Origin of the sequence: Streptomyces sp. NPDC001410 (assembly GCF_042895235.1) — a bacterium.
In the GTDB taxonomy this organism is placed as follows: Bacteria; Actinomycetota; Actinomycetes; order Streptomycetales; family Streptomycetaceae; genus Streptomyces.
This window is the reverse complement of sequence record NZ_JBIAWE010000024.1, coordinates 1-13,571: the sequence shown is the minus strand read 5'-3', so window position 1 is coordinate 13,571 and position 13,571 is coordinate 1. Positions and strand designations below refer to the sequence as shown.

General features: G+C 73.0%; 14 protein-coding genes and 1 pseudogene. 8 read left to right on the top strand and 7 right to left on the bottom strand.

What is annotated here, in order from left to right:
* Positions 1-55 precede the first annotated feature (55 nt).
* From ACFY3C_RS39060 to ACFY3C_RS39050, 3 genes are read right to left on the bottom strand one after another with little or no spacing between them, the layout of a single operon-like run.
* Positions 56-529 carry an NUDIX domain-containing protein gene (locus ACFY3C_RS39060; RefSeq protein ID WP_390774219.1) on the bottom strand — a complete coding sequence of 158 codons (474 nt, stop codon included), beginning with the start codon at positions 527-529 and terminating at the stop codon, positions 56-58.
* Positions 526-2,064, bottom strand: coding sequence for an ATP-dependent DNA ligase (locus ACFY3C_RS39055; RefSeq protein ID WP_390774218.1), 1,539 nt, complete (start codon positions 2,062-2,064; stop codon positions 526-528). The genes ACFY3C_RS39060 and ACFY3C_RS39055 overlap by 4 nt, the downstream gene beginning before the upstream one ends.
* Positions 2,065-2,094: 30 nt before the next feature.
* The gene (locus tag ACFY3C_RS39050) at positions 2,095-3,024 is read right to left on the bottom strand and encodes an NAD(P)/FAD-dependent oxidoreductase (RefSeq protein ID WP_390774217.1); all 930 of its coding nucleotides are present in this window, start codon (positions 3,022-3,024) and stop codon (positions 2,095-2,097) included.
* A 78-nt stretch (positions 3,025-3,102) separates the two neighbouring features.
* On the opposite strand from ACFY3C_RS39050, the gene ACFY3C_RS39045 reads away from it, so the two are divergent.
* The 6 genes from ACFY3C_RS39045 (at position 3,103) to ACFY3C_RS39020 (ending at position 8,333) form a co-directional block, all read left to right on the top strand.
* A complete protein-coding gene (locus ACFY3C_RS39045) occupies positions 3,103-3,684 on the top strand; it encodes a helix-turn-helix domain-containing protein (RefSeq protein WP_386580627.1) in 582 nt (193 codons plus the stop codon).
* Positions 3,685-3,770: 86 nt separating this feature from the next.
* Positions 3,771-4,742, top strand: coding sequence for an NADPH:quinone oxidoreductase family protein (locus ACFY3C_RS39040; protein ID WP_386580629.1), 972 nt, complete (start codon positions 3,771-3,773; stop codon positions 4,740-4,742).
* The gene (locus ACFY3C_RS39035) at positions 4,739-5,920 is read left to right on the top strand and encodes an acyl-CoA dehydrogenase family protein (RefSeq protein ID WP_386580631.1); all 1,182 of its coding nucleotides are present in this window, start codon (positions 4,739-4,741) and stop codon (positions 5,918-5,920) included. Before ACFY3C_RS39040 ends, ACFY3C_RS39035 begins: the two co-directional genes overlap by 4 nt.
* Positions 5,917-6,999 carry an acyl-CoA dehydrogenase family protein gene (locus tag ACFY3C_RS39030; protein ID WP_390774216.1) on the top strand — a complete coding sequence of 361 codons (1,083 nt, stop codon included), beginning with the start codon at positions 5,917-5,919 and terminating at the stop codon, positions 6,997-6,999. The genes ACFY3C_RS39035 and ACFY3C_RS39030 overlap by 4 nt, the downstream gene beginning before the upstream one ends.
* A gap of 173 nt (positions 7,000-7,172) precedes the next feature.
* Entirely contained in the window at positions 7,173-8,036 is an 864-nt protein-coding gene (locus tag ACFY3C_RS39025; protein ID WP_390774215.1) for a phosphatidylinositol-specific phospholipase C/glycerophosphodiester phosphodiesterase family protein, read from the top strand.
* A gap of 102 nt (positions 8,037-8,138) precedes the next feature.
* Positions 8,139-8,333, top strand: coding sequence for a hypothetical protein (locus ACFY3C_RS39020; protein WP_386580637.1), 195 nt, complete (start codon positions 8,139-8,141; stop codon positions 8,331-8,333).
* Positions 8,334-8,343: 10 nt separating this feature from the next.
* Here ACFY3C_RS39020 and ACFY3C_RS39015 read toward each other — a convergent pair whose 3' ends face one another.
* The 3 genes from ACFY3C_RS39015 to ACFY3C_RS39005 form a co-directional block, all read right to left on the bottom strand.
* Complete coding sequence (locus ACFY3C_RS39015) at positions 8,344-9,579, bottom strand: phosphodiester glycosidase family protein (RefSeq protein WP_390774214.1); 1,236 nt, start codon at positions 9,577-9,579, stop codon at positions 8,344-8,346.
* A 74-nt stretch (positions 9,580-9,653) separates the two neighbouring features.
* Complete coding sequence (locus tag ACFY3C_RS39010; RefSeq protein WP_094221470.1) at positions 9,654-10,013, bottom strand: DUF779 domain-containing protein; 360 nt, start codon at positions 10,011-10,013, stop codon at positions 9,654-9,656.
* Positions 10,014-10,106: 93 nt separating this feature from the next.
* The gene (locus tag ACFY3C_RS39005) at positions 10,107-10,892 is read right to left on the bottom strand and encodes a maleylpyruvate isomerase family mycothiol-dependent enzyme (protein ID WP_390774213.1); all 786 of its coding nucleotides are present in this window, start codon (positions 10,890-10,892) and stop codon (positions 10,107-10,109) included.
* A gap of 87 nt (positions 10,893-10,979) precedes the next feature.
* On the opposite strand from ACFY3C_RS39005, the gene ACFY3C_RS39000 reads away from it, so the two are divergent.
* Both ACFY3C_RS39000 and ACFY3C_RS38995 read left to right on the top strand, forming a co-directional pair.
* Positions 10,980-11,477 carry a hypothetical protein gene (locus ACFY3C_RS39000; RefSeq protein ID WP_390774212.1) on the top strand — a complete coding sequence of 166 codons (498 nt, stop codon included), beginning with the start codon at positions 10,980-10,982 and terminating at the stop codon, positions 11,475-11,477.
* Positions 11,478-11,524: 47 nt separating this feature from the next.
* Positions 11,525-12,250 (top strand): DUF2625 domain-containing protein, encoded by a 726-nt coding sequence (locus ACFY3C_RS38995; protein WP_390774211.1) that lies wholly within the window; start codon positions 11,525-11,527, stop codon positions 12,248-12,250.
* A gap of 19 nt (positions 12,251-12,269) precedes the next feature.
* On the opposite strand, the pseudogene ACFY3C_RS38990 reads toward ACFY3C_RS38995, so the two are convergent.
* A pseudogene (locus tag ACFY3C_RS38990) lies at positions 12,270-13,404 on the bottom strand (purine-cytosine permease family protein); the annotation flags it as partial.
* Between the last annotated feature and the right edge of the window lie 167 nt (positions 13,405-13,571).

The window sequence follows — 13,571 nt, the reverse complement described above, 5'->3', positions numbered from 1 at the left end:
CCGCTGTATTGATTGTGTTCGCCCTCCGCGGCGCTCCAGCCCCTACGGCTCACGGTCAGCCTGAGTGCTCCGCCAGTCGGTCGAGAAACGCGGCCTGAGCCGTGATGATCAGCGCCCGGGCCCGGTCCAGAGCGAACCACGCCACCCGGTCCAGTTCCGGGAACTCCTGCGTCCGCCCGGACCTCGGCGGCCACTCCATGGTGAAGGTGCCGGGGTCGATCGCCTCCGGGTCCAGGTCGGCCTCGATCGCCCACACGGTCACGATCTTGCCGTTGGCCTGCGCGACCTCGCCCAGAGGTACGGCCTGCCCGTCGGGCGGCGCCAGCCCCAGCTCCTCCCGGAACTCGCGCCGGGCCGCCTCCCGGGCGGGCTCGTCGGGCTCGTACTCGCCCTTGGGCACGGTCCACGCTCCCGCGTCCTTCTTCGCGAAGAAGGGACCGCCCATATGGCCGAGCAACACCTCCAGCCCGTCGTCGGTGTGCCGGAACAGCAGCAGTCCCGCGCTGCGCTTCGTCGTCCGCACCGTCACGGCTTGACCTCCGGGTGGGCCGCCAGCAGGGCCTCCACCGTATCGACCTGCGCCGCCCTCTTGTCCTCGCGGTAGCGGACCACGCGGGCGAAGCGCAGGGTGACGCCGGCCGGGTAGCGGGAGGAGCGCTGCAGGCCGTCGTAGGCGATCTCCACGACGAGTTCCGGGCGGACGGTGACCACCCAGCCGTCGTCCTCGACGGCGAGCCCCCGCAGCCGCTCGGTCTGCCAGGCGAGCATCGCGTCGGTCATGCCCTTGAAGGTCTTGCCGAGCATCGCGAAGGTGCCGTCCGGGTTGCGGGCGCCGAGGTGGAGGTTGGAGAGCTTGCCGGTGCGGCGGCCGTGGCCCCACTCGGCGGCCAGGACCACCAGGTCGAGCGTGTGCACGGGCTTGACCTTCAGCCAGGACGCACCGCGCCGGCCCGCGCTGTAGGGGGCGTCCAGCGCCTTGACGACCACGCCCTCGTGGCCGCGGGCGAGGGTGTCGGCGAGGAAGCGTTCCGCCTCGGGGATGTGCTGTGGCCCCGACGCCACGGTCCGGCGGACCCGCAGCGGCGCGGGCACCAGATCGGTCAGCAGCGCGTGCCGTTCGGAGAACGGCAGGTCGAGCACGTCCTGCCCGCCGACCACCAGCACGTCGAAGAAGACGGGGCAGACGGGCACCTGAACGGCGGCCTTCGCCACGTCGGTCCGGGAGCCCACCCGGCCGGCGGTCTCCTGGAAGGAGCGGGGTCGGCCGTCCGCGCCGAAGGAGATGACCTCGCCGTCGAGGATGAACCGGTCGCTCGCCAACCCCAGGGCCGCCCGGGTCACTTCGGGCAGCCGGTCGGTGATGTCGTCCAGCGTCCGGGTGTGGATCCGTACCGCGCTGCCCTCCCGGTGGACCTGGACCCGGATGCCGTCCAGCTTCTCCTCCACCGCGCACGCGCCCAGCTTCTCGACCGCCTCGGCCACCGAGGAGGCGCTCTGCGCCAGCATCGGCAGCACCGGGCGGCCGACCGTGAGCCGGAACCGGTCCAGTGCCCCGGGCCCCTCGGCGAGCAGGGCCTGCGCCACCGTCTGCAGCGACCCGGCGAGCATCACCGCCCGCCGGACGTCCGCCGGATCCGCGCCGGTCGCCCGGGCCAGACCCTCGACGGCGACCGCGTCCAGCGCGCCCTGCCGCACCTCGCCGGTGAGCAGGCCGCGCAGGAAGTGCTGCTCCGCCTCGGTGGCCGCGCCCATCAGCTCGCCGACGATGCGGGCCCGCTCCGCCTGGGAGCCGGCCCCGGACACCTTGCCCAGCTCGCTGAGCCGGGCGTCGACCTCCCGCACGGTCAGCGAGGGCTCGGCGGCCGGCGGGACCGGGCGACTCAGCACCTTCCAGCCGACGCCGAGCCGCCCCTGGGGGAGCCGTCCGGCCAGGTAGGGGATGACGATCGGCACGTCGTCCGCCTCCGCGTCCCGGAACAGCTCCGCGAGCAGCGCGGTCTTACGGGACCGGGCGGCCGTCGCGGCGATCGCCCGGGACACCTCGGCGAGCCGGGACAGCAGCATGCAGTCATGGTTGCACCGCGGGTGCGGGGTCTACACCCGTACGGCCGCGTCGAGGTCGGCGAAGAGCAGCTCGCCGTTGATCGCCGCCCCGGCCCGGTAGCCACGGCTCGCCGCGTTCACCACCTGCTCGGCGAAGCCGCTGGCGTTGCCCGCCGCCCACAGACCCGGCACGGTCGTCAGGCCCCGCTCGTCGATCACCGGGAAGCTGCCGAAGGGCGTCTCGCGCAGTTCCGCGCCCAGCCGCACGAGCAGGTCGTTCTGCGGAACGGCACGTGGCGCGACGTACAGCACCTCGCGGTCGTGGACCGTGCCGTCCGCCAGCCGGACGCCGGTGAGCCGGTCCTCCCCGGCGAGCACCTCCGCGACCGCACCGGGTACGACGGTGACCCCGGCGGCGGCCAGCCTGCGCCGGTCCTCGTCCGTCAGCTCCGTCTCCCGCACCTCGTGCAGGAAGAACCGCACGTCCTTCGACCACTGCGTCACCATCAGCGCCTGGTGCACGCTCATCGGGCTGCTCGCCAGCACGCCGGTCGCCCGGTCGCGGGCCTCCCAGCCGTGGCAGTACGGGCAGTGGATCACGTCCCGGCCGAACCGCTCGGCGATCCCCGGGACCGGCGGCAGCTTGTCCTTCAGGCCGGTGGCGACGACCAGCTGCCGCGCCGATACGGTCCGGCCGCTCGCGAGCACCACGGTGAAGTCCTCGTCTCCGGTCGCGTCCACCACCCGGTCCCGGACCAGTTCCACGCCGTACCGCGCGATCTCCTCGCGCCCTACGGCCAGGAACTCGGCGGGCGACATGCCGTCCCGGGACAGATAGCCCTGCATGTGCGCGGACGGCGCGTTGCGCGGCTCGCCCGCGTCGACCACCAGCGTGCGCCGCCGGGCCCGGCCCAGCACCAGCGCGGCGGACAGGCCGGCCGCGCCGCCCCCGACCACCACCACTTCATATGTCTCGGTCACGGTGACCACCTCCGCGCCCGACGTTCGCCCACCCGCTGCCGCGTTGACAAACTTCTTTGCCGAAACTGCAATACGGGTATGAGCACCGAGAACACCGACGACGTTCTGGCGGGCGTCGGCCCGAGGCTCCGGCGGATCCGAAAGGAGCGGGAGGTCACCCTGGCCGCGCTGTCCGAGGCGACCGGCATCTCCGTCAGCACCCTGTCCCGGCTGGAGTCCGGCCTGCGCAAACCCAGCCTGGAGCTGCTGCTGCCCATCGCCCAGGCCCACCAGGTACCGCTGGACGAGCTGGTCGGCGCCCCGCCGGTCGGCGACCCCAGGGTGCGGGCGAAGCCGCTCGAACGGCACGGCCGGACCTTCTGGCCGCTGACCCGCCAGCCCGGCGGCCTCCAGGCCTTCAAGGTCCGCGAACCCCAGCGCAGGCAGGAGCCGGATCCGCGCACCCACGAGGGCTACGAGTGGCTGTACGTGCTCTCGGGCAGGCTCCGGCTGGTGCTCGGCGAACACGACGTGGTGCTGGCGGCGGGGGAGGCGGCGGAGTTCGACACGCGGGTGCCGCACTGGTTCGGGTCGACGGGGGAAGGGCCGGTGGAGTTCCTCAGCCTGTTCGGGGCACAGGGGGAGCGGATGCACGTACGGGCGCGGCCGGCTCGTAAGTGACGTGGCCGACTGTTCCCTGATGGGCAAGCGACCGCTTAGTATGCGGTCGGACCCGGTCAGACGAAGCAGTCCCGTGGAGGCCCCGCATGCAGGCATGGCAAGTGCACGAGAACGGCGAGCCGAGCGAGGTGATGCGCTTGGCGGAGGTGGAGCGGCCCACGCCCGGTGAGGGCCAGGTACTGCTGCGCGTGCGGGCCGCCAACATCAACTTCCCGGACGCCCTGATGTGCCGGGGGCAGTACCAGGTGCGGCCGCCGATGCCCTTCACGCCCGGTGTGGAGATCTGCGCCGAGACCGAGGACGGCCGCCGGGTGATCGCCAACCCCGCGCTGCCGTACGGCGGCTTCGCCGAGTACGCGCTCGCCGACGCCCGCGCCCTGCTGCCCGCGCCCGAGTCCCTGGACGATGCCGAGGCCGCCGCGCTGCACATCGGCTACCAGACGGGCTGGTTCGGCCTGCACCGCCGCGCCCACCTGGAAGCGGGGGAGACCCTGCTCGTGCACGCCGCTGCCGGCGGGGTCGGCAGCGCGGCCGTGCAGCTCGGCAAGGCGGCCGGGGCCACCGTGATCGGCGTGGTCGGCGGTGCCGACAAGGCCGCCGTCGCCCGGGAGCTGGGCTGCGACGTGGTCGTCGACCGCCGCACCGAGGACGTGGTCGCCGCCGTGAAGGAGGCCACCGGTGGCCGGGGCGCCGACGTGATCTACGACCCCGTCGGCGGCGCGGCCTACGCCCAGTCCGCCAAGGTCGTCGCCTTCGAGGGCCGGATCGTCGTGGTCGGCTTCGCCAGCGGCACCATCCCGAGCCCCGCGCTCAACCACGCCCTGGTGAAGAACTACTCGATCCTCGGCCTCCACTGGGGCCTGTACAACACCAAGAACCCGAAGCTGGTCCTGCACTGCCACGAGCAGCTCACCGAGCTGGCCGCGCGGGGCGCGATCAAGCCGCTGGTGAGCGAGCGGGTGCCGCTCGCCGACGCCGCCGCGGCCGTGCAGCGGGTCGCCGACGGGGTGACCACCGGCCGGGTCGCCGTAATGATGGAGAACGGAGCCGCCGCATGACCGACGCCGACGAACTGCGCCGCCTCGCAAGGGAGTTGCTCGCCGCGCATCCGCCCGCCACGACCGACCGCCTGGAGTTCCTCCGGGCCCGCTTCGACGCCGGGCTGGCCTGGGTGCACTACCCGGAGGGCCTCGGCGGACTCGGTGTCCCGCGCTCCCTCCAGGTCGTGGTGGACGCCGAGCTGGAAGCCGCGGGCGCCCCCGACAACGACTCGCGCCGCAACGGCATCGGGCTCGGCATGGCTGCGCCGACGATCCTCAAGTACGGCACGGAGGAGCAGAAGCGGCGCTATCTGCGGCCGCTGTGGGTGGGGGAGGAGGTCTGGTGCCAGCTGTTCAGCGAACCCGGTGCCGGCTCCGACCTGGCCGCGCTCGGCACCCGGGCCGTCCGTGAGGGCGACGAGTGGGTGGTCAACGGGCAGAAGGTGTGGACGTCCGGCGCGCACAACTCCCGCTGGGCCATCCTCATCGCCCGCACCGACCCGGACGTGCCCAAGCACGCGGGCATCACCTACTTCATCTGCGACATGACCGACCCGGGCGTCGAGGTGCGGCCGCTGCGCCAGATCACCGGCGAGGCCGAGTTCAACGAGGTCTTCCTCACCGACGTCCGCATCCCCGACTCCCGCCGCCTCGGCGAGGTCGGCGACGGCTGGCGGGTCGCCCAGACCACGCTCAACAACGAACGCGTCGCCATCGGCGGCATGCGACTGCCCCGCGAGGGCGGCATGATCGGCCCGGTCTCGAAGACCTGGCGGGAACGCCCCGAACTGCGCACCCACGACCTGCACCAGCGGCTGCTGAAGCTCTGGGTCGACTCCGAGGTCGCCCGGTTCACCGCCGAGCGGCTGCGCCAACAGCTCGTCGCGGGCCAACCCGGCCCCGAGGGCGCCGGCATGAAGCTCGCCTTCGCCCGCCTCAACCAGGAGATCAGCGGCCTGGAGGTCGAACTCCGGGGTGAGGAGGGGCTTCTGTACGACGACTGGACGATGAGGCGCCCCGAACTGGTGGACTTCGTCGGCCGCGACGCCGGCTACCGCTACCTGCGCTCCAAGGGCAACAGCATCGAGGGCGGGACCACCGAGGTCCTGCTGAACATCGTCGCCGAGCGCGTCCTGGGCCTGCCCGCCGAGCCGCGCACCGACAAGGACGTCGCATGGAAGGACCTGGCCCGATGAGCACACAGCCGGATCTGCTCTACTCCGAGGAGGAAGAGGCGCTGCGCGCCGCGGTCCGCGACCTGCTCACGGACCACTGCGACGCGGCCGGCGTGATCACCCGCACCGAGTCGGACACTCCGCACGACCTCGCCCTGTGGAAGTCCCTCGCCGACGGCATGGGCCTCGCCGGGCTGCTCGTGCCCGAGGCGCAGGGCGGCCAGGGGGCCACTCACCGTGAAGTCGCCGTCGTTCTGGAGGAGCTGGGCCGGGCGGTCGCGCCCGTCCCGTACCTCACCAGCGCGGTCGTGGCCACCGAGGCCCTGCTGGCCTGCGGGGACGAGGAACTGCTGGGCCGCCTGGCCTCCGGGCGCACCATCGGCGCCCTCGCGGTCGGGCTGCACTCGGCCCCGGGCGCCGCCTTCAAGGCCGTACGGCTGGAGAACGGCACCCTGCACGGGGAGTTGACGGGCATCGCGGACGCGGCCGCCGCCGACGTCCTGCTCGTCCCGGCCGACGACGGCGGGCTGTACGCGGTCGCCGCCGACGCCGTGACCGTCACCCCGCAGACCTCCCTGGACCTGACCCGCCCGCTCGCCACCGTCACCCTCGACGGCGCGCCCGGCCGCCGCATCGGCGACACGGAAGTGGCCGTACGACGGGCCCTGCGCAGCGCCGCCGGACTGCTCGCCGCCGAGCAACTCGGCGTCGCCGACTGGGCGCTGACCGAGACGGTCCGGTACCTGAAGGAGCGCAAGCAGTTCAACCGGCCGGTCGGCGGGTTCCAGGCGCTCAAGCACCGGCTCGCCCAGTTGTGGCTGGAGGTCGTCAACCTCCGGGCCGCCGCCCGCGCCGCCGCCGACGCGCTCGCCTCCGGCGAGGACACCGACCTCACGGTCGCCGTCGCCCAGGCGTACGCGGCGCCGGTCGCCGTCCACGCGGCCGAGGAGGCCCTGCAGTTGCACGCCGGCATCGGCATGACCTGGGAGCACCCGATCCACCTGTACCTGAAGCGGGCCAAGGCCGACTCGATCGCCTACGGCACCGCGGGTGCCCACCGGGAGGCCCTGGCCGAACTGGTCGACCTCCAGGCGCCCTGACGCACGGCGTGTGAAGCCCGCCCCACCTGGGGCGGGCTTCTTCGTGGGCGCACCCGTCACCAAGTGAACAGAGGGCAGCAGTCCGGCCAACTCCCTGTAGAACAGGGCTATTTGGCTGGAGGGCGCACGCATACTCTCCCCGGTCCCATCCGGTCCCTCAAGGGAGGCAGCGCATGGCCCTCACCACCCGTCGCAGAGCCCTCACCACCCTCGGCGCCGCCCTCGCGGGCGCGGTCGCCCTGCCCGTCGGCCAGGCCTGGGCGGGCGGCGGCCACCGCGGCCCGCGCCCGCTGTGGCACGCGCACGCCCACAACGACTACGAGCACCCGCGGCCCCTGTTCGACGCCCTCGGCCACCGCTTCGGCAGCGTCGAGGCCGACATCTTCCTCGTCGGCGACCAGCTGCTCATCGGCCACGACAGCTCCGAACTGGACCCGACCCGCACCCTGGAGTCCCTCTACCTCGACCCCCTGGCCGCTCGCGTCAAGGCCAACCGTGGCTCCGTGTACCGGGGTTGGCGACAGCCGATGCAGCTCCTCATCGACATCAAGACCGAGGGCTCCACGACGTACCTCGAACTCGACCGGCACCTGCGGCGCTACCCGCAGCTGTTCACCCGCTACGCGCACGGCCGCCTCCACCCCGGTCCGGTCACCGCCGTCATCTCCGGCGACCGCGCGGCCCGTCTCCCCATGGAGGCCCAGACCGAGCGCCGCGCCTTCTACGACGGTCGGCTCGCCGACCTCGGCACCGCGGCCCCCGCCTCCTTCGCCCCGCTGATCAGCGACAACTGGACGCTGAACTTCACCTGGCTGGGCGCGGGCCCGTTCCCGGACGCCGAGCGGCAGAAGCTGCGCGACATCACCTGTGCCGCCCACGCGTGCGGGCAGCAGATCAGGTTCTGGGCGACCCCGGACACGGCGGGTGCGGCCCGGGACGCCCTGTGGACGGAACTGCTCGCCGGCGGCGTCGACTACCTCAACACCGACGACCTCGCCGGCCTGGAGGCCTTCCTGGACGCACACCCGTCCGGGTAAGACCACACGATCGGAGGACATGTCAGCCGCCCGGACGAACCCCCCGCTACGCCACACTTGCGGCCGAACGCCGCTCATGGGGCGTGGCGGAGGAGGTTCCCGATGGCCGTTTCCATCTCTGTGGTGCTGCTGCTCCTGATCATTGTCGTGATCTTCATGCGCAACGGCGCCCTGAAGATCTCGCACGGCCTGGTCTGCATGCTGCTCGGCTTCTACCTGGCCAGCACCAGCATGGCGCCCACCATCCACAGCGGGCTCACCGCGACCGCCGACCTGGTGAGCAGCCTGCGGCCGTAGGCCGTCGCGGTCACGACGAGAAGACCCCGATGCCGTTCGGGACCGGGCGCTCGGATCCGCCGCTCGGGTGGTTGCGAACCGTCACGCTGCCCGCGCCCGTGTCCCGGGTGACCATCTCGGACGAGCCTCCGCCGTCGAGGTTGAACGCGTCGGACGCGCCCAAGCCGTCCATGAGGTCGGCCTCTTCGGCGATGGTCATGCCCGTCCGGTAGGCCGCGGCCCCGTCCAGCGCGAGCAGCAGCATCCTGTGCCCGTCGTCCGCGAAGCCCACGACGGTACGCACGGCCGAGGTGTTGTCGTCCAGGCCGGACAGCGGCCTGCCGCCACGCAGGACCGGGTAGCCGCCGATCGCGAACCTGTACGGCACCTTGGCCGTGGCCGCCACCAGGTCGTGCGTGACGGTCACCTCGTCGCCCGCGGACAGCTGCCGCAGCTGCTGCGCGCCCTGCTCGCGGCCCACCAGGACCGTGGTGTCCGCGGGGATCGAGCCGCTGCCCGGGGTGTCGGAGGCGGAGACCACCTCACCGCCGCGCACCTTCACCTCATAGGTGTCCTCGCTGCACGCCCCCGCCCGGTCGGTGTCCGTGCCGCAGGTGGCACGCTCCCGCGAGACGCTGCCCCACCGCGAGGTGAAGGCGCCGACGGAGTTCTGCGGCAATGCGTACTGGTTGAGGCCCTTGAGCGGGAACTCCCCCTCCGGCGTGCCGACGGAGCCGCTGAGGGTGAGGCGGTCCAGCCGGGCCCGCCCGTCGGTGCCCACGCCGAGGACGTCCGTCGTGGTCGTACCGGGCGGTAGCGACGGCCCGAACCGCTGGGCCTTCGGCACCGCCGCCTTGAGCACCTGTCCGCCGGCGATCGCCGGTCCCACGGTCGCGCCCGTCGCCTCCACGCCCGGGTGCTGGGTCTCGCTGATGTTGAAGAAGTCGCCGTTGACCCCGGCGACCGCGCCGGCCGAGTCGGCCAGGTTCGAGACGGTCGCGCGGGCCGCCACCGACCCGGGGTACAGCAGGTCCAGCCGGACATGAGGATTGTTCAGATCGACGGTGAGCAGGTGGGCGTGTGCCCTGCCCGCCGCCTCCTCGATGTCGAACTGCCGGTAGGTGACACCCGGCGCGACCCGCCTGCCCAGCGGTACGGCACCGGCCGGCGCCGCCCCCGCCAGGGCCGCACCGGCCAGTACACCGAACGCCGTGAGAACCGTGAGAACCGATCTGCCTGCCGTCGTCTGCCGCCGATCACGCGCCACTGCGCCCCCTGAAGTCTCGTCAACTGTCCCAGGACTCAGGGAAGTGCAGCAGACGGCGGTGGCGCGCGGGGGAGCTAGGCGTCGACTACGCGAGAACGAGTGAGAAAACGCACCCCCTCGGGTGCCTCCAGCGAGAATCCGCTTCCTCGTCCGGGTACCACGTCGACGATCAGCCGGGTGTGGCTCCACACCTCGTACTGGCTCCTCGACATCCAGAAGGTCACGGGCTCCTCGACGCCCTCCACCGCCAGTTCCGCCAGCAGCACGTCGGAGCCGCCGGTCCGGAACTCGCCGTCCGGGTAGCACATGGGCGCGCTGCCGTCGCAGCAGCCGCCCGACTGGTGGAACATCAGCGGACCGTGCTCGGCCCGCAGCCTGCGCACCAACTCGGCGGCTTGCGGGGTGAGTTCGACGCGGGGAACTTCCACTTCCATGGTCACCGTCCTGGAGAGCCGGGGCGTCGCAGGTGCCCCAGTCTCACGGCTCGTCAGCTGTGCGTCCAGCACGCGTCCTACGGCGACCGTGGGTCAGCCGTGGCCGAGGACGTCGTCGGTCCGGCCCCACCCGGGCGTCGGCGGCTGCGGCCACCTCGGGGGAGGGGGCAGGGTCTCGGCCGGACCGTCGGACACCAGGCCCGTGGCCGGAGTCCGCCCGCTGAGCCACCCCAGCAGGAGGTGTCCGGGCCCGGCGACCGAGGGGCCCTCGGGAGACAGGGCCCAGCGGCGGCCCAGGTCGACCGCCTCGACGCGGGAGAGGGGATGCCCCTGGGTCTGCAGAGTGGCGAGGGTCTCGTCGAGCGCCCAGGACACGTACGACGTCGGCCAGTCGGAGGCGCCGTACTCCAGGCCGAGGTCGGCATGGTGGTGCTCCAGTTCCCGCTGACACCGCAGCAGGGTGTACCAGGCGGGGTGCCGCCAGCCCGCGAGCGCCGCCACCAGGGTGTCCCACCTTGCCGCGGGCATCCCCCGGGCCTCCGCCACGACCAGGTCCAGGGCCCGCCGTGTCCGGTCGGCCAGTGCGTCGGCGGGCAGGGCGGCGGTCCGCTCGGCCGCCTCGGCCAGGGCGGCCGCATCCTGCCGGGGCCCCGGCGCGGAGCCCGTACGCGCCAGCCGCAGCAGCCAGACGTAGGCGTCCGCGCCGCCCGCGATGTGCGCGAGCACCTGGCCCCGGGTCCACGGAGCGAGTCCGGAGGGCGCCCGGCACTCGGCGTCGGACAGAGCGTCCATCGTCTGCGCGAGCCGGTCCACGGAGCGGACGACGTCATCGATCAGGGCGTCGACATCGGCCGCGCCCCTCGCGGGGGAAACGTTCATGCACACTCCCGGGCCTCGACATGCACCAAGAGCATCCCAGAGATAAGGAGATGACGGAGGGGCGGGTGCCTGGGAGAGGATGCCCTCATGCGCTACCACTCGCCCTTCGACCGGCCCGAACCGCGCCTCGTGCCGGCCGGCGAACACCCCCTCTGGGACGAGGCCTTGGCAGCGGTCAACCGCGACCTGGCGGTGACCCTGCCCGAGCAGCGGCCCCTGTGCCTCTTCGCGGTGCCCTGGGAGGAGGGCGAACCGGACCAGGTCTACGTCGCCCTCGCCAACGGCGAGTGGCACGGCAACCCTCTGTGGGCCGACCCGGACACCTCCGCCGACGCCCTGGAGGCCGTTGCCGAGGCCGCCCAGGACACGGTCTCGGAGCGCCTGTGGCAGGCATGGCCGGTCTGCGCCGTGCACGACCTGGGGATGCACCTGCGCAAGGAGTCCGGCCGGCCGTCGTGGTGGTGCGCCGGTACGACGGATCCGAAGGACCCGCCGCACATCCGCGCGGCCGTGGGCGAGTTGGAGACCCTCCGGCGCCCGCACCGGCCGAACCGGAAGTGCAGGAGGAACAGCGCGCGGGGCTGACCGGGGGCGGCCGGGGCCCGGCGCGGCGGGCGTGCCATGATCCTCGGATGCGCGAGATCGACGAACTGGCCCAGGTGGACGATCCGGCCTGGCCGCAGCTCCAGGAGCTGCTCGCGGCCAGTGCCGTGCCGGTCCGTGTGCTGCCGGTCGACCCCGGCGAAGGCCGCCGGTGCCTGCTGCAGATGCAGGTCACCGCGCGCTCCACGCTCGGCGCGCTCGCGCTGAACTGCGGCGGGCTCGTCCTGGACGACGGGTGGCTGCGGGTGTACGGCGGCGGTTCGGCGGCGACCGGCGGTCTGCCCGGTCTGGGCCGGGTCAACGGCTTCCCGGAGGAGTTCGATCCCGCCTGGCATCCCGCCTCGGGTCTGGTCGTCGGGCACGACGTGCTCGGTGGGGTGTTCGCACTCAACGGCCACGACCCGGCCGGAGCGGGCCGCCCGGGCGATCCCGGGCAGATGACGTACTTCGCTCCCGACACCCTGGAGTGGGAGGCCCTGGACATGGGCCACTCCACCTGGGTGTGGTGGCTCCTGTCGGGCCGGCTGGAGACGTTCTACGACGGGCTGCGCCCGCCCGGCTGGCGCGAGGAGGCCGCCGCCCTGGACCTCTCGCAGGGCATCACCGTCTACCCGTTCCTGTGGTCCAAGGAGGCGCAGGACGACCTCGCGGCCACGACCCGGCGGGCCGTGGCGATGCGCGAAGTCCTGGGTGTGGCGGCGGACTTCGCCCGGCAGCTGGGTCCGGCCGACCCGGGTTTCCTCGGCGAGGTCTGAGGCACCGCCGCCCGGCTGCTCACCCCTGCCGGCGAACGGCACGCATCGACACCGCGTACACCCCGGAAGCGACCAACAGCCCCACGGTCAGGGCGAGATCGACCGCCCAGGGCGGCGGCCACCGGCCCGGTGTACACCGTGTCGACGCACGCGGCGGAGGCGGCGACACCCGCCGCGAGGGCCAGCGCGCCGGACCAGTTGACCCCGCCGGTGTACCAGAAGGGGCTGCCCGGGGTCTCGTCGGCGGGGGCGAGGCCGTCGTAGCGGTTGCGGCGCAGCAGGATGTCGGTGGCGTAGACGGCCATGCTCGGGCCGAGCAGGACCACGGTCAGCTGCAGGACGTTCCCGACCGTGTCCAGGAAGTCGGACACGAGCAGCGCGTAGAAGGTCAGCGAGACGGAGACGGCTCCGTCGACGAGGACGCTGAGCGAACGCCGGACGCGGATGCCGACGGCCTGCAGGGCGAGACCGGCGCTGTAGGCGGTCAGGACGTTGAGGGCGACGGTGCCGAGGACCAGCGCGAGCAGGAACAGCGGGCGGAACCAGCCGGGCAGCAGCCCCTCCAGCGCGCCCTGCGGATCGCTCATGTCGACCGCGGTCGCCACGAACGCGCCGAGACAGCAGACCAGGGTGCCGGGCAGGAACCCGCCGAACGCCGTCCAGCCCGCCACCGACCTCGCGGACGTGCTGCGAGGCAGATAGCGGGAGAAGTCGGCGCTGGTTGTGTACGACAGCGGGCCCGACGCGATCAGCCCCACCCCGGCCAGCGCGGTCGCCCACAGCGCGCTGCCGGTCAGCTTGCGGTCCGGGACGTAGCCGAAGTCGGTGTGCCGCAGCACGGCGAAGGCCAGCACGGCGAAGACGGCGGTGAGGGCGAGGGTGATCGGGACGTAGAGCCGGATGATCGCGGCATGGCCGTAGACGCTGATGGCGAGGGTGACCGCGGCGATCAGTACGACGACGAGCGCCTTCACCGCGTTGTTCACCGGCAGGCCGGTCCGCGCGACCAGGGAGAAGGCGGCGGTCGCCGCAGCGGCGAGGTTCAGCGCGAAGTAGCAGACGGAGATCATCCAGCCGGTCACGCCGTTGTTCACCCGGTTCCCGCGGATGCCGTACATGGCGCGGGTGACGACCTCGCTGGGCGCGCCCGCGGCAGCCCACCAGGGCGAGGGCTGACGGCTCCCGCCGAGCAGCACCAGGGCACGAAGGCGATTGGCTCATATCACTGAGCGTTTTCAGCACGGCCACTGATCGGGTGACGCCGACGGGGTGCGCAACGCACGAGGCTCCCGTGCCGTTGGGGGAGGTGTTCGAAGTCTCA